This is a genomic window from Priestia sp. KCTC 13724 (assembly GCF_056820425.1).
This window is the reverse complement of the sequence record NZ_JBXDLD010000093.1, coordinates 1-19,036: the sequence shown is the minus strand read 5'-3', so window position 1 is coordinate 19,036 and position 19,036 is coordinate 1. Positions and strand designations below refer to the sequence as shown.

The 19,036-nt window shown below is 39.2% G+C and carries 21 protein-coding genes and 1 riboswitch; of the genes, 4 read left to right on the top strand and 17 right to left on the bottom strand.

Annotated elements, in window-relative coordinates:
- Positions 1–14 precede the first annotated feature (14 nt).
- From AC1UFB_RS13770 to AC1UFB_RS13755, 4 genes are read right to left on the bottom strand one after another with little or no spacing between them, the layout of a single operon-like run.
- Positions 15–1,481, bottom strand: coding sequence for an FAD-linked oxidase C-terminal domain-containing protein (locus AC1UFB_RS13770; protein ID WP_328101000.1), 1,467 nt, complete (start codon positions 1,479–1,481; stop codon positions 15–17).
- Positions 1,478–2,833 carry a (Fe-S)-binding protein gene (locus tag AC1UFB_RS13765; protein WP_061785947.1) on the bottom strand — a complete coding sequence of 452 codons (1,356 nt, stop codon included), beginning with the start codon at positions 2,831–2,833 and terminating at the stop codon, positions 1,478–1,480. The genes AC1UFB_RS13770 and AC1UFB_RS13765 overlap by 4 nt, the downstream gene beginning before the upstream one ends.
- A 3-nt stretch (positions 2,834–2,836) precedes the next feature.
- The gene (locus tag AC1UFB_RS13760; RefSeq protein ID WP_100347199.1) at positions 2,837–4,159 is read right to left on the bottom strand and encodes an FAD-binding oxidoreductase; all 1,323 of its coding nucleotides are present in this window, start codon (positions 4,157–4,159) and stop codon (positions 2,837–2,839) included.
- 36 nt (positions 4,160–4,195) lie between these two features.
- Entirely contained in the window at positions 4,196–4,891 is a 696-nt protein-coding gene (locus AC1UFB_RS13755; protein WP_328101001.1) for a FadR/GntR family transcriptional regulator, read from the bottom strand.
- 261 nt (positions 4,892–5,152) lie between these two features.
- Here AC1UFB_RS13755 and AC1UFB_RS13750 point away from each other — a divergent pair, with 261 nt between their 5' ends.
- From AC1UFB_RS13750 to AC1UFB_RS13735, 4 genes are all read left to right on the top strand, one after another.
- On the top strand, positions 5,153–5,431 hold the full coding sequence (locus AC1UFB_RS13750) for a Fur family transcriptional regulator (protein WP_025909651.1): 279 nt from the start codon (positions 5,153–5,155) through the stop codon (positions 5,429–5,431).
- Positions 5,432–5,700: 269 nt separating this feature from the next.
- Positions 5,701–6,021: an RNA polymerase sigma factor gene (locus AC1UFB_RS13745; RefSeq protein WP_430248919.1), complete on the top strand. Its 321-nt coding sequence runs from the start codon at positions 5,701–5,703 to the stop codon at positions 6,019–6,021.
- A complete protein-coding gene (locus tag AC1UFB_RS13740; protein WP_328101003.1) occupies positions 5,993–6,877 on the top strand; it encodes a DUF4030 domain-containing protein in 885 nt (294 codons plus the stop codon). The genes AC1UFB_RS13745 and AC1UFB_RS13740 overlap by 29 nt, the downstream gene beginning before the upstream one ends.
- Before the next feature lie 117 nt (positions 6,878–6,994).
- Positions 6,995–7,243 carry a hypothetical protein gene (locus AC1UFB_RS13735; protein ID WP_482589405.1) on the top strand — a complete coding sequence of 83 codons (249 nt, stop codon included), beginning with the start codon at positions 6,995–6,997 and terminating at the stop codon, positions 7,241–7,243.
- A 184-nt stretch (positions 7,244–7,427) separates the two neighbouring features.
- On the opposite strand, the gene AC1UFB_RS13730 is transcribed toward AC1UFB_RS13735, so the two are convergent.
- The 13 genes from AC1UFB_RS13730 to AC1UFB_RS13670 form a co-directional block, all read right to left on the bottom strand.
- Positions 7,428–7,658 carry a hypothetical protein gene (locus AC1UFB_RS13730; RefSeq protein ID WP_025909858.1) on the bottom strand — a complete coding sequence of 77 codons (231 nt, stop codon included), beginning with the start codon at positions 7,656–7,658 and terminating at the stop codon, positions 7,428–7,430.
- Positions 7,659–7,696: 38 nt separating this feature from the next.
- A complete protein-coding gene (locus AC1UFB_RS13725) occupies positions 7,697–8,242 on the bottom strand; it encodes a hypothetical protein (protein WP_025909859.1) in 546 nt (181 codons plus the stop codon).
- Between the two features lie 318 nt (positions 8,243–8,560).
- Positions 8,561–8,725 (bottom strand): hypothetical protein, encoded by a 165-nt coding sequence (locus AC1UFB_RS13720; RefSeq protein WP_153301192.1) that lies wholly within the window; start codon positions 8,723–8,725, stop codon positions 8,561–8,563.
- A gap of 90 nt (positions 8,726–8,815) precedes the next feature.
- Positions 8,816–9,799, bottom strand: coding sequence for a DMT family transporter (locus AC1UFB_RS13715; RefSeq protein ID WP_328101897.1), 984 nt, complete (start codon positions 9,797–9,799; stop codon positions 8,816–8,818).
- 413 nt (positions 9,800–10,212) lie between these two features.
- Positions 10,213–10,356, bottom strand: a complete 144-nt coding sequence (locus AC1UFB_RS13710; RefSeq protein ID WP_482589404.1) for a hypothetical protein — start codon at positions 10,354–10,356, stop codon at positions 10,213–10,215.
- 120 nt (positions 10,357–10,476) lie between these two features.
- On the bottom strand, positions 10,477–10,965 hold the full coding sequence (locus AC1UFB_RS13705; RefSeq protein WP_328101668.1) for a QueT transporter family protein: 489 nt from the start codon (positions 10,963–10,965) through the stop codon (positions 10,477–10,479).
- 8 nt (positions 10,966–10,973) lie between these two features.
- Positions 10,974–11,018: riboswitch (PreQ1 riboswitch) on the bottom strand.
- Between the two features lie 119 nt (positions 11,019–11,137).
- The gene (locus AC1UFB_RS13700; RefSeq protein WP_251385875.1) at positions 11,138–11,974 is read right to left on the bottom strand and encodes a formate/nitrite transporter family protein; all 837 of its coding nucleotides are present in this window, start codon (positions 11,972–11,974) and stop codon (positions 11,138–11,140) included.
- A 55-nt stretch (positions 11,975–12,029) separates the two neighbouring features.
- On the bottom strand, positions 12,030–12,800 hold the full coding sequence (gene cobA / locus AC1UFB_RS13695; protein ID WP_076512598.1) for a uroporphyrinogen-III C-methyltransferase: 771 nt from the start codon (positions 12,798–12,800) through the stop codon (positions 12,030–12,032).
- A 64-nt stretch (positions 12,801–12,864) separates the two neighbouring features.
- Positions 12,865–13,191 (bottom strand): nitrite reductase small subunit NirD, encoded by a 327-nt coding sequence (nirD, locus tag AC1UFB_RS13690; RefSeq protein ID WP_025909692.1) that lies wholly within the window; start codon positions 13,189–13,191, stop codon positions 12,865–12,867.
- A 23-nt stretch (positions 13,192–13,214) separates the two neighbouring features.
- Positions 13,215–15,629, bottom strand: a complete 2,415-nt coding sequence (gene nirB, locus AC1UFB_RS13685; protein ID WP_328101669.1) for a nitrite reductase large subunit NirB — start codon at positions 15,627–15,629, stop codon at positions 13,215–13,217.
- A 298-nt stretch (positions 15,630–15,927) separates the two neighbouring features.
- Positions 15,928–16,863 (bottom strand): metal ABC transporter substrate-binding protein, encoded by a 936-nt coding sequence (locus AC1UFB_RS13680; protein WP_328101670.1) that lies wholly within the window; start codon positions 16,861–16,863, stop codon positions 15,928–15,930.
- Positions 16,864–16,865: 2 nt separating this feature from the next.
- Entirely contained in the window at positions 16,866–17,747 is an 882-nt protein-coding gene (locus AC1UFB_RS13675; RefSeq protein ID WP_025909689.1) for a metal ABC transporter permease, read from the bottom strand.
- Entirely contained in the window at positions 17,744–18,493 is a 750-nt protein-coding gene (locus AC1UFB_RS13670) for a metal ABC transporter ATP-binding protein (protein ID WP_025909688.1), read from the bottom strand. Before AC1UFB_RS13670 ends, AC1UFB_RS13675 begins: the two co-directional genes overlap by 4 nt.
- Between the last annotated feature and the right edge of the window lie 543 nt (positions 18,494–19,036).

Sequence of the window (19,036 nt, the reverse complement as noted above, 5' to 3'; positions counted from 1 at the left end):
CCTCCTTTTAATGATTACGGACGTGCAACTGTTTGCTTATCCTTTAAATCACGCTTAACTTCAGCGCAGCGACTTGGACTTGGAAACAGTTTACCCGCATTTAGTAAATTTTCTGGGTTAAACACTTCACGAATGTTTGTTTGAGCCAAAATTTCTTCATCCTTAAAGACAAATTTCATTTCTTCTTTCTTTTCGATACCCACACCGTGTTCTCCTGTAATGGTTCCGCCAACATCTGCACAAACCTGTAAGCACTCACTGCCTGCTTTTAACGCTCTGTCTGTTTCTCCCAGCTTTGCCATATCGAATAGAATGAGCGGATGTAGATTACCGTCACCAGCATGAAAAATATTCGCAATTCTTAACTCATATCGCTTGCTAATTTCGTTGATCCGCTCCAGCACTTCTGGCAGTTTGCTTCTCGGAATGACGCCGTCTTGCACTAGATAATCCGGCGAGATGGCTCCCATTGCTCCAAAGCCCGTTTTCCGGTTTGCCCACCAGCTCGCTCGTTCTTGCTCATCTTTTGCAACTTTTACTTCTCTGACATGATGCCGTCGGCAAACGGCAAGAATTTCTTCAATTTGTTCCTCAATACCTGCTGAGATTCCATCAACTTCAATAAGCAACACCGCTTCAATATCTTTTGGATGTCCTACTGGAAAAGCAGCTGCTTCTACGCCTTCAATCGCAATTTTATCCATCATTTCAAGAGCCGCCGGAACAATACCTGCTGAAATGATGTCAGACACGGCTTGGCTTCCATCTGAAACATGGTCAAAATACGCTAGCACCGTCTGCTTGGCTTCAGGATTTTTCAAAATACGAACCGTAATTTTTGTTACGATTCCAAGCGTCCCTTCAGATCCTGTCAAAAGCCCAAGAAGGTCATAGCCTGGCGTATCCAGGATGCCTTCTCCACCAATAGTGATAATTTCACCATTCGGCAATACCACTTCAAGCGCTAAAATATGGTTTGTTGTGACTCCATACTTTAAACAATGAGCGCCGCCTGCGTTTTCCGCAACGTTGCCTCCGATTGTACAACAGTATTGACTTGATGGATCGGGAGCATAATAATAGCCCTTATCTGCAATTGAGTTTGTGAGCTTTAAATTAATGAAGCCGGGCTCAACAACTGCTTGCCGGTTTTCAAGATCCACGCTCACCAAGCGCTTCATTCGAACAAGGCTAATGATCACTTCATTGTTGAGAGGAATAGCTCCACCGCTTAGCCCTGTGCCAGCTCCTCTAGCTAAAAACGGAAGGTTATGCTTCGCACAGTAGCGCACAACTTTTGCTACTTCTTCAGCATCTTTTGGAAACACCACCGCTCGTGGCAGTTTGCGGTGAACGGTAAACCCGTCACAGTCATAAGCGAGCAAATCAGCTTCTTCATATAAGATCGACCCACTGCCTTCCATGAGAGCAGCTAGCGCTAGGATATGCGCATCATTTGAACGAATTTTTTTCTTCTTCATGAGCGATACCCCTTTTCTTCATCTTCTTTTTCATACGCCCACTGCAGCAGCTGAACCGTATGGACAACCTTTTGGCTGCGACCGTATTTTTTTACACCCATGGCCATTTGGAGCATGCAGCCAGGATTCCCCATTGAAATTAACTCTGCATCTTCCGGCACGCTTTCCATTTTGCTTTTTAAGATTTCACCTGCCATTTCTGGATTGGTCATATTATAAATCCCCGCGCTACCACAGCACCGATCAGCATTTGGCATATGCACCATTTCCACTCCCGGTATATTAAGAAGTAAATCGCGCGGCTCTTTTCTCACGCCTTGACCATGCGCAAGATGGCAAGCATCATGATAGGTAATCGTTGTGTGTAAAGACGCTTTCGGTTTTTCATAGCCCGTATCGTATAAGTATTTTGAAATATCTTGGACTTTTCTGGAAAATGCTTTGGCTCTGTCGTACCATTCCGTTTCCTCTTCTCGAAACAGCTCGGGATATTCTTGCAGCATACACCCGCATCCCGCTGCATTTACAACGATGGTTTCCTCATTTTCAAATGCTTCAATGTTTTGTTTTGCAAGCTTCCTTCCCGTGTCTCGGTCGCCGGCATGCACATGCAAAGCACCGCAGCACGTTTGTTTTTTTGGAATCGTCACGTTGTTTCCGTTGCGGGTTAATACTTGAATAGTAGCATCATTAATATCGCTGAACATCACGTCCATGACGCACCCAGTTAAAAAAGCCACGTTTGCTTTCGCTTCATTTTTTGCAGGAATCGTTGTTTGCTTCTTATATTTCTTTTGTACAGGCTTTTTAATATCTGGCATAACTGCTTCCATTTCAGCTAAATGCTTTGGCATCACGCTCATAAGTCCCGTTTTTCGCACAGCTTTTTGCAGCCCGCTTTTTTGATAAAACTTCAGCAGTGAACCGACGGATTCAAGACGTCGCTGGTATGGGAATAATCCTTTTAAAAAGAACTCGTTTACAGTTCCTTTCACACCGGTAAGCGGCATCGCTTGACGGATTTGACCGCGCGCTTCTTCAATCAATCCACCGACATCCACATCGGCTGGACAAGCTGTCGTACAGGCTCTGCAGTCTAAGCAATCAAAAACTGGCTCAATTAGCTGTTCGTTTACTTCAAGCTTCCCTTCAGCTACGGACTTAATGAGATGAACGCGCCCTCTTGGTGAATGCTGCTCTTGACCCGTTATTTCATAGGTTGGGCACGATTCCAAGCACATGCCACAGTGCACACAATCAGCCCATTTCATTGGGTCAGGCTTATCTTTCCATAAGTAGTTTGTTAGGCTACTTGCTGTACAGGCCGGCTCGTTTATAACCTCTCCACTCATAAATCAAATCCCTCCCACAAATCGCTTATGATTTAACATTTTGTTCGGGTCTATCCTTGATTTAATTCCTTCGTATAAAAAGAAGTGAGATGGCTTTTCTCCCCAGACGTTGAGCTGCTGACGAAATACAAGCGGTGCGTGCGTAACGACTACATATCCTTTTAGTTCATGAGCTTGCTTACGCATATCAACAATTGCTCCTAGAATGTCTTTAGAGCCCCCACTAATTTCGATTTGACAAAGACCGTGACCGATTCCCCCATGTGCCCGAATGCGGACATCATATCGATTCGTAAGCAAATATGCGCTTTCTACTACCTTGAGGGCATCGAGATTTTTCACTCCTACCTTTAAAACGGCTGTTAGAGAGTCCCCATCTATAAAAGAAGCTCCATTGACACCCATTCTGTAAAGCTGGTGCCAAAAGCGAATTCGCTCCTCTTCCGATTTGATGGAAACAACTGCTTGTGAGCTTCCCAGCCCTTGAATTGCTTTTTCTTGATAGCGAACAGAGCTCTCAACATCCTCCAGCGCAATGGCTAAACAGTAAGCTTCTTCTCCAACTAGCTCCCTACTCAAAGAAGGACTCATGAGTTGTAGGGATACGGGCTCTAGCATGGAATCCAGGATCTGAGTCGCTAAGGACCTGATATCAATTAAAGATGCCTCTGGAAACGCGATAACGACGAGTGATTGGCACTTTGGAAGCGGACGAAGCTTTAGCGTAATTTCAGACATAACAGCAAGCGTCCCCATTGAACCAATGAAGAGCTTATTCATATCGTAGCCGGCTACGTTTTTGACGACTTTTCCGCCAGAACGAATGATTTGTCCGTCAGCATACACAAGCGTCATGCCAATGACAACATCTCGACAAGATCCATATCCAAGGCGTTTAGGACCGCTGTCATTGGCTGCTACAATACCACCAATTGTTGCTGTTTCGGGCCAAGATGGATCTAACGAAAGCTGCTGACCGTATGTGGCTAAATGATCTTGTAACTCCTTAAACGATGTACCTGCTTTCACCGTAACCGTCATGTCGCCCGGTACATGCTCCACAATTCCCTTATAGCGAGAAAGAGATAGCAAGATATCAGCAGATTGAACTAAACCGCCGAACCCTCGCTTCGTACCTGCACCCATGATGGATACCGTATATCCATTTTGATTCGCATACGTTAAAACAGCTGCAATTTCGGCTTCAGAAGTCGGGTAAACCGTAACCTCCCCTCCATTTCCAAGCGGATGTGCTACTGCTGTTTCCTGCACTTGCTCAGTAGAAAAAAGCGCTTGAAGGTCAGAAAAAAGTCGTTCTGCAATCATCAAACTCCCCCATCGAAATTCAATTTTTATGAAGCATTAGCGCTGGATGCGCGTTAAGCTTGTTTGTAGAATATTTTCAACAAGTTCTAAATGATTCAGCATGTGTATGTAGGCATCTTTTGAATTTGATTGTTTAATGGATTCATAGATGTGATAGTGGTGTGACGCAATTTCTTTTAAAAAGGCTTCGTGTGGTTGAATGTACTGATAAAAATCAATCATTGCTTTTTGCATCTTCGTGGAAATAAACTGGATGAATTGAGTTAGCATTTTATTGCCTGCTGCATGGACAATCACTTGATGGAAGTGGTAATCGGCTTCCCAGTCATTTTCAAATGTTTTGGAAAGCTCTAGTTTTAATTTCTTTAAATCTTCTGGAGAGCGATTCTTGGCAGCCATTTCAGCAATGCCCGGCTCCAGCATTTTTCGGACTTGAAATAGTTCTCGAACATCCTCTTCGCTCGGTAAAAGCATGGTATATTGAAACATTCTTGATGAATCAAACTGACAAATAAACGTGCCTTCTCCCTGCTTTACATCCACAATTCCTTTACCTTTGAGTGCGGTAATGGCATCGCGTACAGATGAACGCCCCACGCCAAATAACGTGCACAGCTCTCTGACTGAAGGAAGCTTCTCTCCAGGCTTAAACTGACCCGAAGCAATCATGCCTTCAATTTGCTCTTCAATTGATTCTGAGATTTTCTTTCGAGCGATTCGTTCTACGTTCACAATAACACCACCTTTCAGTTATCACATATGTGATATGTTATCGCTTACATTTATTAAAGCACCTTCAGTTTTTGATTTCAATCTTTTTTTAAAAAAATTTACAAAAAATAAAATTAGCATATCGATTTGCAACATCAAAAACGGACACTGAAGGATATAAAATAATACAAACCTATAATCCCAACAATCATTAAACTACTTACCTTTATGTCCTCCACAACAGATTTGACTGACTAAAAATTTTCAAAGAGTATATAAACCATGTCAACAGACGAATATTTACTTTTTTTAAAACAGAACGGTTATCACATAACAAACCAAAGACGCGTCTTAATCTCTTTTTTTTGTGACCGCCAAGATGCCGAGCTGTCTGCTCAGCAAGTTATTGATCACTTGAAGAATACAAATAAAAGAATCAGCTTCGATACGGTTTATAAGAACTTATCTTTATTTGTAGAGTTAGGATTCTTAAACTGTAGAGAAGATGAAACAACAAAGACATTTTCATTGAATATAGTTGACTCTCCTGTTTACTACTGAGAGAAGTTACTACATTTACTCAATACAAAGAGCAAAAGGGTTCGCAACCATGAACACTTTTGCTCTTTTTCTTATTATTCTTGGCTTAATTCTATCGCTTGCTTAAGGTCATCAATTTTTTAGTTCACAAAAATGAATTGAATGATTTGCTACAATAAATCAGCTTAAACTGATATACCAAGTTTTATTTTTATTAGTAATCAACTAAACTTTTTATTGATAAAAATAGATATAAACCACAACTTTTCTCTAACTCTTTCTTCTAAACAATAGATTTTAACAAAAAGGAGCGTCAATCACTTGGTCGATTTACCAAAAAACAGATTTCTCTCTGGTACGATCAGTACGGTGAAGCAGTCTTTAAGTTTATCTTTATGATGATTAAAGACTACCAGCAAGCAGAAGATTTAACCGAAGAAACCTTTGTAAAAGCATACGTTCATATCGATGCTTTTCAAGAAACAGCGGACATTCTAAACTGGTCAGAAAGCAAAGTGAAGTCTACTTTATTTCGGACACTGCACGGCTTAGAACGACAGCTTCTGAAGGGAGATTATGAATATGACAGCAAACCAAGACAAACGCAATAAACATATTTTCAAAGAGTTAGATGCAAGCTTTTCGCTGAGCGAATCAACGAGGAAAAGAATGAAGCAAAATATTATGGTGGAAATTGACCAAAGAGCTACAAGAATTCATTCACCTGTCCGAAAGAAACCGTTTCAAAAGAAGCTGCTTTATACAAGCTTAGCCACATGTCTACTAGCAACTTTGTTTATTCGTTCAACCTTTGTCTCACCTGCCATGGCTCAGGTAGCTTCTAAAATCCCTTACCTTGGAAAGCTTTTTGAACCTGAACCAATTACAGATATAACCTTTGATACCTTAGAGAAACAAAACTATAAAGTAAGCAGTGTAGGAACTGTTTATCCAGACGGCAAAATCATGGATGACATACAACGAACATTGAAAGCTAAAGGATACCATTTAGTAACGATTGGAATTACTACTCATGTTGATAAAGATAATCACGATAGCTATTCTATTGACCTGGAAATAGCGGATACAGAAACAAGAACACACGCTATAAAAAAAGAAGCGCAACAAATTTTAAAGAAATATGATCAAGCAAACACGGACATTACATTTACAAAAGTAAACGGACCAAAACGCGAACAAGACGGACGCTGGGGAACAATCGTTACCACAATAGGGGATGGTTTACTAAGCAAAAAGAAATATGAAGTCGTTGGAATTGGTTATTCAGTTAACCCATCTCCGCACCTAAACATTACAATATCTCGTCAAGAAGAACCGCAGCTATTTGCAAAAGAACTAGAAAAAGTTGTAGAGGAATTTTTAGAATCAGATAAGATGAAGAAACAACTTCAAGGTGATTCATATGAAGTTATTATTCAAAATGAAGCTGGGGAAAGGTTAAACTAGTTTCATAGAGGCTGGGACATAAGTAATTCAGCCAATGATAAACCTGAACGATTGAGAATTTCTCACTTTTAATCGTTCAGGTTTTTTGTTGATTGTGAAAACAATGTTGGAAACAGGGTGGAATGGAGCGTAGGACACTCGACTCCTGCGGGAAAGAGAGGGAAAACTGAGATCCCGCAGCGCAGCGAGGAAGCTCAGGTTCCTCCCCGCGGAAAGCGAGTGGCCGTAGCGCAATGGAACGCACGTATTCAGACAAACCAAAAAGATTGGAACAGCTATTGTTCGTCTCTTAGAAGCAATCATTTTGTTATGTCCCAAACTCTTGTGTCTACTCTTTTACAGGTTAATACAGTTCGTTCCCCTTGATATAGATGGGCGCCTAAAATTTCTAGTGAGACAATAATTCTTTTTCCATCCACTAAAATAGTTTGTTCAAAAGCTCTTAAACTTATAAAATTAAAAGTAATAGTTATCTCAAATAGATACTAGGTTGTAAAAACAAAAAGAAGTCAATCTATATTCAGATTGACCATTTAAAAGAGTAATTACATCACCCTTTTTTATTTTCTATCTCTTCTGATACTTTATGAATGCTTTTTATATTTAGAATCCATAGGATACTTACTCCTACGTAATATATGCCTATTATTGATAGATTATCTGATAAATTAACCCAAATAGGTTTTGATAAGCCAAAATGCCCCCAAATAACAGCTATAAGGAAAAAGGTTAAAGGAGTGACCAGGTGGACCATCCCATATAAAACTTTGCTAAATTTCATAATTTATTCCCCCTTAACTTTTAACAATTTCTTTCTTACTATCCATGTTTATAGGTGCACACTCCTCCATAATAAATTAAAGTGCCTGCTAAACCAACAGCATTTGAGCCTACGGCAAACTTCACTAGTAATTTAGCCGCTTCCTTATAAGCTTTCTTTTCAAGATATGCCCATAACCCACCTTCAAGTGCAGCTGTGACCATCGCTACTCCGAAATGGTCTTTTATAGCTCCTATCATACATGATTTCCAAGCTTCGTTTGATGCCGTTACCATTAAATTCCCATTTCTAGATTTTGTGTTTTCAACTGGCTGAAGACCAACCGTTAACATCTCAATTTCATCACGGACTTCCTTTCCAAATTCATCTTCAATCTTTTCAAAGTCAAATGTTCTTAGTCCATTTTCTACGACCAAAGCTTCTTCCATCAAGAACTCAAGTTGAGCTGCTAATTCCTCCACTAGTTCTTCTTCCGCAGGAAATCCTTCAGATCCTTTTGCTTGCAAAGGAAAGCAGAAAGCAACAAAAAGTGCAAGTATCAATGTTGGGACACAAGTTAATCTTATTGCTTTGTTATTTATCATTCTCCCTAACTCCTTTTTGGTATTTTATTACACAAATTTAATATTAAAGCACATTTGAACCTGCTTCATTATGAAAATATAAAAAAGGAGAATCGATTCAAATTAATACAAGATAATAGATTGATTAGGTAATAAAAGTATTAGTTAAAAAATACCAAAAACTCTTCACATTAGCATTTAAAGGGCTTTCATATAATAAATAACTTTTTTCAAATATTCATGTAGTACAGATCTAAGCTTTCCCACCAAAATCAAAACCACAAGAAAAAACCGAGAAGCATTTACATCTTCTCGGCCTACTTTTACTGTAAGAGCTTCCTATATATAATACATGAGAGAATCGTCTTGCTCACTCTGCTTGTTCATATTTTGTGCATGTAACGACTGCGTAGATTGGACCTTATTAACGCGCTTCTGACGATTGGAAAACAGTAAACAAACGGAAAGAACGGAAGCTACTAAGCCTACAATTAAGGCACTCACCTGACATTCCTCCTTTATAGAATATATATATTCTATTTTACCACTAATGTACGTAAATGAAGCCTTTTTCTCCAAAATTTCCATCTACTTTTACAGAGTTGTTGCTTGCTTCATTTCTTCCTTCGTCTCTTTATTCCCTTTCCTACTCGATACGTAGCTATTTAGCGCCATACCAGCAATAACAAGTACAATTCCAATGCACGAAACGTATGTAGGTAGCGGCATGCCAAGCAGAATCGTTTCGCCAAGTAGCGCAAACAATACTTCAAGCGACTGAGTAGCTTCGACTGCTCCGAGCTTTTTCATATCACCTTTGACCATATTGGTTGCTGCAAAGAATAAGACCGTCGCAATAACGCCTGAAAACAAAGCAACCCAGCCCGATTGAATGACCTGTGAGGTGCTAGGTGGCCCAGCGGTAATCAAACCGTAAATCGCTAAGATGATCCAAAACGGTAAACTTGCAATTGTCATTCCGAGCACGCGCTGGTAAGCATCTAAGCGGTTGGATACAACCACCATCATCTTACGATTGCCAAGCGGATAAGCAAAAGAAGCAACTAAAATTGGCAATGTACAAAGCAGTACGCTCACAAGCGATAGTGTTGTTGCGTGTTCAATTTGCATAATGGCGACGCCAAGTAAAATAATGAGGGCCATCGCTAAGCTTTTAAAAGGTATTTTTCCTTTTACTTGAATAGGTCCCTTACTCGTTTGAATCGTTTCATAAAATAAAGGAGCTAGAAGCGAACCTGAGATAATCGTAATTTGCCACGTTCCCGCAATTAACCAGCTCGGACCGTAAGCACTCGCATAGCAAAGCGGCGCGTAGAATAACCCAAAGCCAATCGTGCTCCACATAACCCACTGCATTGGCGCTTTTTTCATTTCCGCAAACGTAGCGGAAAGTTTTTTCCTAGCGATGACGATGATCAACAATAGTGGAACCATAAAGAAAAAGCGTAAGGAAGCACTCCAAATCCAGCTTCCACCTTCAACTTCCATCATACGATTTAAAACAAATGTAAACGCAAAGAAAAACGCCGAGCACACGCCTAATATAATTGGCTTCAATTCCCTAACCCCCGTATGTAACACATAATAATGTAAATAAATTGTAAAACCAATATATCAAATGCTGGAAGTTTGTTCAATTCTGTACTTAGTCACCTTTTAAGTTAGGCTTATATGTATATATTACCATTTATAAACAAAAAAAGTCCGCATTGTAAAGTCTAGGGCTTTTTTAATAAATGCTAGTTCTTCTACCTTATGATCATCATTTGCAAGCAAGCTCTTCTCTCCTTCTCAAGTATAGTATAAAACATGACTTTTACTATGTATTAACGTACTTAACAACTTCTCTCTAATTCTGTCATATCTTGTGTCTTTTTTCTATAAATTAAAACCATTTAAATATGAAAAAGAGTTTGGGACATAACAAAATGATTGCTTCTAAAAGACGAACACTAGCTGTTCCCATCTCTTTAGTTTGTCTCAACACGTTCGTTCCATTGCGCTACGGCCACTCGCTTTCCGCGGGGAGGAACCTGAGCTTCCTCGCTGCGCTGCGGGATCTCCGTTTTCCCTCTCTTTCCCGCAGGAGTCGAGTGTCCTCCGCTCCATTCCACCCTGTTTCCAACATTGTTTTCACAATCAACCAAAAAACCTGAACGATTAAAAGTGAGGAACTCTCAATCGTTCAGGTATAGTAAGGGCTGAACTACTTATGTCTCAGTCTCTTTGTAGTATTAATCGATTAACTTTGTGAAGTTTACGCGTTTATGAATTGCCAGCATCACTGGAATTCCAACAAGCATCACTAAAAATTCACCAATCGCAGTTGTTAACCATGTTAGTAAAAATGGAAAACCTAGTGCTAAATGAAGCTCAAACGCGATGATAAACATCGTAAACGTAAAGATCAGTGTATTGGTAACCATACGAGCAACCGTGCCCTTGGCAAACTTCATCGCAAAGATCATCAGTAATAAGGAAATTAAAGATTGTCCTACGCCAAATACCAAATCATACGCCACCATTGGTGAGAAGAATAAATTGGCTAAAAATACGCCTAGCACAATTCCATACAAATACTTCTTATTAAAAATAATCAAATGATTAAACATTTCCGCAATACGGAACTGAATATTTGTAAAGCCAAACGGCTGAATAAACATCGTTACCGCAATATACATTGCCGCAATAATACCGTTGACTGCAAGTGTTCTTACATTCATGCTGCATACTCTCCTTAGTTTTTTTACGTGGGATGGTTCCGAACCACGTCTTACGCAAATACTAAAGAATCATACAGCAGTAAATTATATTAGTCAAGTATCTCAACCCTCTTTCGGTTACTGATCGAAATTCAATCTAAAAAATCCGCTTTTATGCAAAGCGGATTTTCTGTTACTTTGATAATGTTTCTTCTTTAACGATTTGTGGAATTTTCACTTCTTGAATACGCCCTTTTTCCATTTGCTTTTTATTGATAAACCAATATACGCTTCCTACAAATAAAGCGCCGCCTACAATATTCCCAAGCGTAACCGGGATCAAATTATGTAGCAGTCCAGCTAATGATATCGTTTCAGGGTGCGGATGAAGTAAAGCCAAACCAAGGAACGTCATGTTTGCAACGCTGTGTTCATAGCCAGATGCAACAAAGGCAAACAGCATCCAAAAAACTAACATAATTTTGGCCGCATCGCTTTTGGTTCTCAAAGCCGTCCAAATGGCTAAGCAGACGAGCCAATTACATAAAATCCCTCGAAAAAAAAGTTCGCTCATTGGCAGGTTCATTTTCTTTGCTGCGGTTGTCAGTAATAAATGTGTATCGCCTACTCCTTTAAACAAACCAGTTCCAACGATTAAGAGACACAATACGAACGCTCCCAATCCGTTTCCAACAAAGCACCACAGCCAATTTTTCAACGTATCTTTCCACGTAGTAGCACCTGATAATGTACTGATTGTATAAAACATATGATTGCCTGTAAACAACTCGGCTCCGGCAAACATAACAAGTAGTAACGCAATGGCAAACGATAAGCCCATAACTAGTGAGACTATTGGTAATGATGCTTCGGCTAACGGAGCACCAACTGAAAGAGCTAATACTACACCAATTCCGACATAAGCACCTGCAAGCATAGACAACAGTAAATAGCTCGGCAATTGTTTATTCACTTGATTTGTTTTTTGACGAGCTATGTCCGTCATAGACTCGATTGACGCTTTAAACACGCTTATCCCTCCCCTATTTCGTTAAAATTCTCTGATAAATTATATAATAAAAATATTACGCGTACACTTCTTGAAGTTTGGACTTTGAGAACCAGGAGAGAGTCGCTGATTGTTTTACCACTTCTCCGACCACAATCAGCGCTGGATTACTGACTTGTTCACTAGTGGCTATTTCTACAATCGTTCGCAGCGTACCAATTAAAACCCTTTGGTTAATAGAAGTACCTTCCTCAATCACCGCCACTGGTGTCTCTATGGACTTACCACCAGCTAAAAGCTGTTCACAAATATACGGTAAGTTTTTAACTCCCATATAAATAGCAAGCGTATCAACGCCTTGAGCTAGATGATGCCACCTAATATTTTCCGGAGTTCCAGTTAAACCGTGTCCGGTCACGATTGCAAATGAACGGCTTAACTCTCGATGGGTGACAGGGATTCCAGCATAAGCAGGAGCAGCAATCCCCGCTGTAATACCGGGGATGATTTCAAACTCAATGTGATGCTTAGCTAATACTTCAGCTTCTTCGCCTCCTCGCCCAAAAATGAAAGGATCTCCACCTTTTAGCCGTACAACTATCTTTCCTTGCTGGGCGTAATGTAATAATAAATCTTGAATGACTTTTTGAGGAACACAGTGATAACCAGGCGTCTTTCCGCAATACACAAGTTCTGCTCCCTCTTTTGCATAGTGTAAAAGATCAGGATTTACCAGCCGATCGTATAAAATAACATCTGCTATTTCTAAACACTTTCCTGCTTTAATTGTTAACAACTCTGGGTCGCCCGGTCCCGCTCCAACAAGATAGACTTTTCCTTGTCTCATTCTCCGCTTCACTCCTTCGGTATAACTATGATGGCATGTTTAATAGATGATTTACAACAGCTTATTAATCTTCTAACCACAGATATACAAGCTCTTCTTCAACAGATGTTCGGTATGACTTTACTAAGCCAGTATCAGGTTCATGAACACGCCCGTTGTCCAAACAAATTTTCCAATCATGCATAGGGCAAAATACCGAATCACCGCTCACTATTCCTTCACTTAATACGCCACCTTTATGAGGACATCGGTTATCAACGGCCTGAATTTTACCGCTTGATAGCTTAAAGACAGCAATTTCTTTTTGATTCACTTTCACGGTTTTACCTAGGCTTTCTGGAAAATCATGAATTGACCCAAGCAACACTTTTGTTATGTTTTTGTTTACCATCTTTTTCTCCTCCATTTGTTTTGTTATGATGTTACAACTGTCTCAAACAATTCTTTTTTTGCTTGCTTGTTCTCAACGATTTCCTTCCATGGATCTCGATACGTAGATAAGGCTTCATCTATACGAAGGTTTAGTTTCTTTCTTTCCTCTACATTATCAAGAATAGCCTGAACGTTTTTAATACCGATTCGTTCAATCCAAGCTGAAGTACGCTCTAGATAATTTGCCGTTTCACGGTAATATTGTAGATAAGCTCCTGTAATTTCCATTAACTCTTCGTCTGTTTTCACCTTATATAGCAAATCGCCTCCTCGTAAATGAGTGCCTCCATTACCACCAACATAAATTTCCCAACCACCGTCTATTCCAATAAAGCCAATATCTTTAAAGCCTGATTCAGCACAGCTTCTTGGACAGGCCGATACAGCCATCTTTACTTTATGAGGAGTCCATAATCCTTCAAATTTCTTTTCCAGCGCAATCCCTACTCCCATCGAATCCTGCGTACCAAAGCGGCAAAATTGTTCTCCAACACACGTCTTCACCGTTCGAAGTGATTTGCCATAAGCATAACCAGAAGGCATATCTAGCTCTTCCCACACTAAAGGTAAATCTTCTTTCTTTACACCGAATAAGTCTAAACGCTGTCCTCCCGTTACTTTTACAAGCGGGATGTTGTATTTATCAACCACGTCAGCAATGCGTCGTAAATCATCTGCGTTCGTGACACCCCCGTACATTCGAGGAACAACAGAATACGTACCATCCTTTTGGATATTAGCATGCATACGTTCATTTACAAATCTAGATTCTCGTTCATCTACATAGCCAGTTGGATTCACCATACCTAAGTAGTAATTCAATGCAGGACGACACTTAGAACAACCTTCTTCGTTACTCCATCCAAGCACATTCATCACTTCACGCGTATGAGATAAGCCTTTTGCTCGAATTTCCTCTACCACCTCATCTCGAGAAAGAGATGTACATCCACATATCGCTTCCTTTTGAGCTGCTCCATCAAACTCACTTCCAAGCGTGTGCTGAAGCAATTCAGCAACAAGCGGCTTACACCCTCCGCACGAACGTGAAGCACTCGTACAGGCTTTAAGCTCATCAACTGATGTACAGCCTTGATTTTGAATAGCTTCTACAATCGTTCCTTTCGATACGCCATTACATCCACAAACAATATCATCCGCACTCATACTTGCTACCAGACTTCCGCTTCCTTGCCCGCTTATTGGTTGTAGAATTGAAATCTTCTCCACTTCCGATACGTCCTGTTGCTTTTGAATCATGGAAAACAAGCGGTTTCCATCACGGCTGTCACCAAATAAAACGGCCCCTACAATTTGATTTCCTTTTAAAACAATTTTTTTGTAAATACCATCTTGCTCATCGAATACCTTGATCGATTTCTTTTGTTCATCTTCTATAAAATCACCGGCTGAAAAAACATCTACGCCCGATACCTTTAACTGAGTGGATAGAACAGACCCTTGATAAGGACGTACATCTCCTCCACAGATCGTTTTAGCTAGTACTTTTCCTTGCTCGTAAAGAGGAGCTACCAACCCATAAACCATACCTTTATGCTCTGCGCATTCGCCTACGGCATAAATGTTGGCACTACTCGTTTCCATATAATCATTTACCACAATTCCACGGTTGATATGAAGACCCGCTTTTTGAGCAAGTTCAGTATTCGGTCGAATGCCTGCTGCCATTACTACAAAATCTGTTTCCAATAGGTTTCCGTCTGAGAACTTTAACCCTTCTACGCGCTCATGACCCGTGATTTCTTGGGTTTGTTTCTCAAGCAAGAAACTCATCCCTTGCTGTTCTAACTCTTTTTGAAGCAACTTTCCAGCAGTCAAATCCAACTGACGCTCCATTAAATAAGAGGATAAATGAACAACCGTTACATCCATTCCTAAGTTTAAAAGTCCTCTCGCTGCTTCTAAACCTAATAATCCGCCTCCAATTACAGCTGCTTTTTTATACTGCTGAGATGCTTTTACCATTTGATTCGTATCGCTTATATCTCGAAACGTTGTAACGCCTTCTTTCTCTACTCCTGGAATTGGAAGAATAAATGGCAGAGAGCCCGTTGCTATGATCAGCTTATCGTAAAATTCAATCCTCCCTTGATCCGTACGTATTTCTTGATTAATTGAGTCAATGCTTATAACCTTTTCTTCTATATAAAGAGTAATATCGTTCTCCTCATACCAGTTCCAGTCGTTTAGCGTAATGTCTTCTACGCTTGTATCCCCTTGTAATACTTTAGATAACAAGATGCGATTATAGTTTGGATGTGGCTCACTCCCAAATACAGTGATATCAAATATTTCAGGGGACAAACTAATAATCTCTTCAACTGCTCGAATTCCAGCCATCCCATTCCCAATTACGATTAACTTCTCTTTTCTCATACTTCATTTCTCTCCTTTGCCTTCATTATTTTCGACTAAAAGATGCATTTAAAATGAATGTTTGAGTCTAATTTAAAGCAATTTTCCGAAAAGTTAAACAATTATGTTATATAATCTAACATATTTTATTAGTTTATTGAGTAAAAACCACCATCAACTTTTCAATTTTTTTACTAATAAACAAAAAATATCCAAACGATCGAAAGTGTTTAACTCGCGATAGTTTGGATATATCATTAGCTGAAATATTTATGACTCAGATTCTAGTATAGCGTTGAATTGTAAAAAAACAGCTCACTTATTCTTGTAATCCATTAATAATCGTTTCCGTATTCCACTTCATCATTTTTAAATACGTGTCTCCGTCTTCCCCTGGTTTCCCAAGCGAATCGGTAAAAATTGTGCCAGCAATCGGAACCTGCGTTTCTTTGGATACCGTTTCCATACTTCGTTTATCTACGCTTGTTTCGACAAATAAAGCTGGAATGTTATTTGTTTCAATTAAACTTACCACGTCTCGAATTTGATCGGGCGTACCTTGGCTTTCTGAATTAATTTCCCAAATATAACCTGTATTTATTCCGTATGCATTTCCAAAGTATTTAAAAGCTCCTTCGCTTGAGATTAAGAAACGCTTTTCTTCAGGAAGCTGTTGGATCTTATTTAATGTATCATCGTGTAACTTTTGAAGTTCTGCTATATACTCTTTAGCATTTTTTTTATAAAATTCTTTGTTATCAGGATCCTCTTTAATAAGTGCTTTCTTTACATTTTCAGCGTATAGGATTCCATTTTCAATGTTCATCCACGCATGTGGATCAGGCTCTTTTTCTAATCCTTTTGTTTCTAGATAAATAGGTTTTACCCCTTCACTCACTCGATAAACAGGCGCGTTCTCACCTGATTTATCCGCTGTTTTCAATAATTTGTTAAACCAAGCTCCACCTTCTTCTAGATTTAACCCATTGTAAAATACAGCGTCTGCATCCGTCATCTTCATTACATCTTCTGGAAGCGGATCATATTCATGCGGGTTCTTTCCAATTGGAACCAAACTATGAATCTCAACTTTTTCTCCACCGATTTGATTAACAATATCATAGATAATGGAATAAGTCGTAACGACTTTCAACTTGTCACTGTTCACTTCGTTTCCATTGGTGCCACTGGAACACGCAACTAGTGCAAAGACTAGTAGACTAATGACTGATAACAACCAAATTTTTAATTTCATCTTCATCCTCCAATCGACTTTGAGAGCTCAGCTCGATTTCTTTTTATTTTTATCATTCTCCAAAACAGCCCTTGTGAAGGTGAAAAGAAGAATGCTAACGCAAATAAGAATGTTGCCACAATAACAATACTTGCTCCTGAAGCAAGGTTATATGAGAAGCTAAAATATAGCCCTACTATAGAAGAAAGCGCTCCGATACCAGCTGCTAAATAAATCATGACCCATAACCGGTTCGTTAATAGGTAGGCCGTAGCCGCAGGCGTAATGAGCATGGCAACTACGAGAATAATTCCTACAGTTTGAAGAGAGGCAACTGTCACCATCGTCAAAAGAACCATGAGCCCGTAATGAATCCATTTGTTTGGCAAGCCGTAGCTTTGTGCCATAGTTGGATCAAACGTCGACACCAAAAGCTCTTTATAAAACACATACACCAAGCCCATAATAACGACACCGATAATGAGTGTAGTCCACATATCAGAAGAGCGTACAGAAAGCACATTTCCAAACAAGATGTGATAAAGATCAGAACTGCTTTTCATAAAGGTAATTAAAATAATCCCTATAGCAAATACGGACGTAAACATAATACCAATTGCCATATCATGTTTGATACGACTATTTTGACTAACAAAGCCAATTCCAATCGCAGTAATAACTCCCGTTAAAACTGCACCGATAAAATAATTCATTCCCATCATGTAGGAGATAGCAACGCCTGGAAGAACAGCGTGTGAAATTGCGTCTCCCATCAGTGCCATTCCTCTTAAGACAATAAAACAGCCAATCACTCCACAAATAACTCCTACCATAACGGACGTTAGCAACGCTTTTTGTAGAAAGCTATATTGCATCAACGCATTCATAAATTCTACAACCTTCATGATGAATGTACCTCCGTTGGATGATTAAAAAAGAGTTCTTGATTTACATAGGCTTTTACCATCACGGCTGGTTCGAGTACGCTATTTACTTCTCCATAATGAATCAATTCTTTATTCAATAATAATAATTTATCAAAATAGGATTCTGCTTTACTTAAATCGTGATGTACAACGACCGTTGTTTTTCCTTGTTGACGTAACTCTCGAAGAATAGTGATAATGGTTTCTTCACTCGTTACGTCTATTCCAACAAATGGTTCATCTAAAAAAAGGACCTCTGCTTTTTGAGCAAGCGCTCTTGCTAAGAATACGCGTTGCTGTTGACCACCTGACAGTTCGCCGATCTGACGGTGTTTAAATTCTTCCATTCCTACTTTGTGCAAACACTGTAACGCCCAACTCTTATGCTCTTTCTTGGGTCTTTTCATTATTCCCAAGGATGGATACGTTCCAATTAATACAACATCTAAAACGGTAATCGGAAAATCCCAGTCAATCGTACTTCGCTGTGGAACGTAAGCAATTTGTTTCCTAGCGCTTCGAATATTCTCTCCCAGGACTTCAATATGTCCTTTATCATTTGGGATTAAATCCAAAATAGCTTTCATTAACGTTGATTTACCAGCTCCATTCGGACCAATAATTCCAATAAGCAGCCCTTTCTCAATCGTAAACGAAACGTCTTTAACCGCTTGATTACCTTGATACGATACAAACAAATCTTTTACAACGATTGCGTCAGTCATTTTATATACTCTCCTTTTTATTGGGTTCATTTAACTTTTTTGCACATAGGCAAAACTCAGGTAAAAAAATATAATACTCACGTATTACGAGTATATCAATAAATATTTTTCCTAAGGGAAACTTTTTTATATTGATCAAATTATATAGCCCATATGCAATTTTGTAAACATCATCTTATTAAATTTAGTGGAAAAAGCACTAAACATAGAGGATTACGCTAAAATCCACATCGTACATGTTTTTTATTCGGCTTAAAAAAGTGAAATAAAACGATTTTATTGATATTTTATGAATGAGGGAATAAAATGATACCAAATATTTTACCAAAGGAAACTTTTTAGACAAAGGTAAATTATTTAATAAAGATTCCCATCAAAAGTAGAAAAAAGAATGAGAGGTAGCCTAGAACTACTTCTCATTCTTTTTATTGTTATTTCATTGGAAGCTCTTGCACAGAAGGTTGACCAACTTTATTTATCTATATAAGTTGAATTTATCTTTTACAATCGAATGCACAATCGATCAATAACTTTTCTAGGTGA

What these genes read in the sequence shown, in the direction of transcription:
- AC1UFB_RS13765 (WP_061785947.1), bottom strand. Translation starts at nt 2,833, where the DNA reads ATGAGTGGAGAGGTTATAAACGAGCCGGCCTGTACAGCAAGTAGCCTA.
- AC1UFB_RS13750 (WP_025909651.1), top strand. Translation starts at nt 5,153, where the DNA reads ATGTCAACAGACGAATATTTACTTTTTTTAAAACAGAACGGTTATCAC.
- AC1UFB_RS13730 (WP_025909858.1), bottom strand. Translation starts at nt 7,658, where the DNA reads ATGAAATTTAGCAAAGTTTTATATGGGATGGTCCACCTGGTCACTCCT.
- AC1UFB_RS13770 (WP_328101000.1), bottom strand. Translation starts at nt 1,481, where the DNA reads ATGAAGAAGAAAAAAATTCGTTCAAATGATGCGCATATCCTAGCGCTA.
- nirB (WP_328101669.1), bottom strand. Translation starts at nt 15,629, where the DNA reads ATGAGAAAAGAGAAGTTAATCGTAATTGGGAATGGGATGGCTGGAATT.
- AC1UFB_RS13680 (WP_328101670.1), bottom strand. Translation starts at nt 16,863, where the DNA reads ATGAAATTAAAAATTTGGTTGTTATCAGTCATTAGTCTACTAGTCTTT.
- AC1UFB_RS13740 (WP_328101003.1), top strand. Translation starts at nt 5,993, where the DNA reads ATGACAGCAAACCAAGACAAACGCAATAAACATATTTTCAAAGAGTTA.
- AC1UFB_RS13670 (WP_025909688.1), bottom strand. Translation starts at nt 18,493, where the DNA reads ATGACTGACGCAATCGTTGTAAAAGATTTGTTTGTATCGTATCAAGGT.
- AC1UFB_RS13675 (WP_025909689.1), bottom strand. Translation starts at nt 17,747, where the DNA reads ATGAAGGTTGTAGAATTTATGAATGCGTTGATGCAATATAGCTTTCTA.
- AC1UFB_RS13725 (WP_025909859.1), bottom strand. Translation starts at nt 8,242, where the DNA reads ATGATAAATAACAAAGCAATAAGATTAACTTGTGTCCCAACATTGATA.
- cobA (WP_076512598.1), bottom strand. Translation starts at nt 12,800, where the DNA reads ATGAGACAAGGAAAAGTCTATCTTGTTGGAGCGGGACCGGGCGACCCA.
- nirD (WP_025909692.1), bottom strand. Translation starts at nt 13,191, where the DNA reads ATGGTAAACAAAAACATAACAAAAGTGTTGCTTGGGTCAATTCATGAT.
- AC1UFB_RS13705 (WP_328101668.1), bottom strand. Translation starts at nt 10,965, where the DNA reads ATGAATGTAAGAACACTTGCAGTCAACGGTATTATTGCGGCAATGTAT.
- AC1UFB_RS13760 (WP_100347199.1), bottom strand. Translation starts at nt 4,159, where the DNA reads ATGATTGCAGAACGACTTTTTTCTGACCTTCAAGCGCTTTTTTCTACT.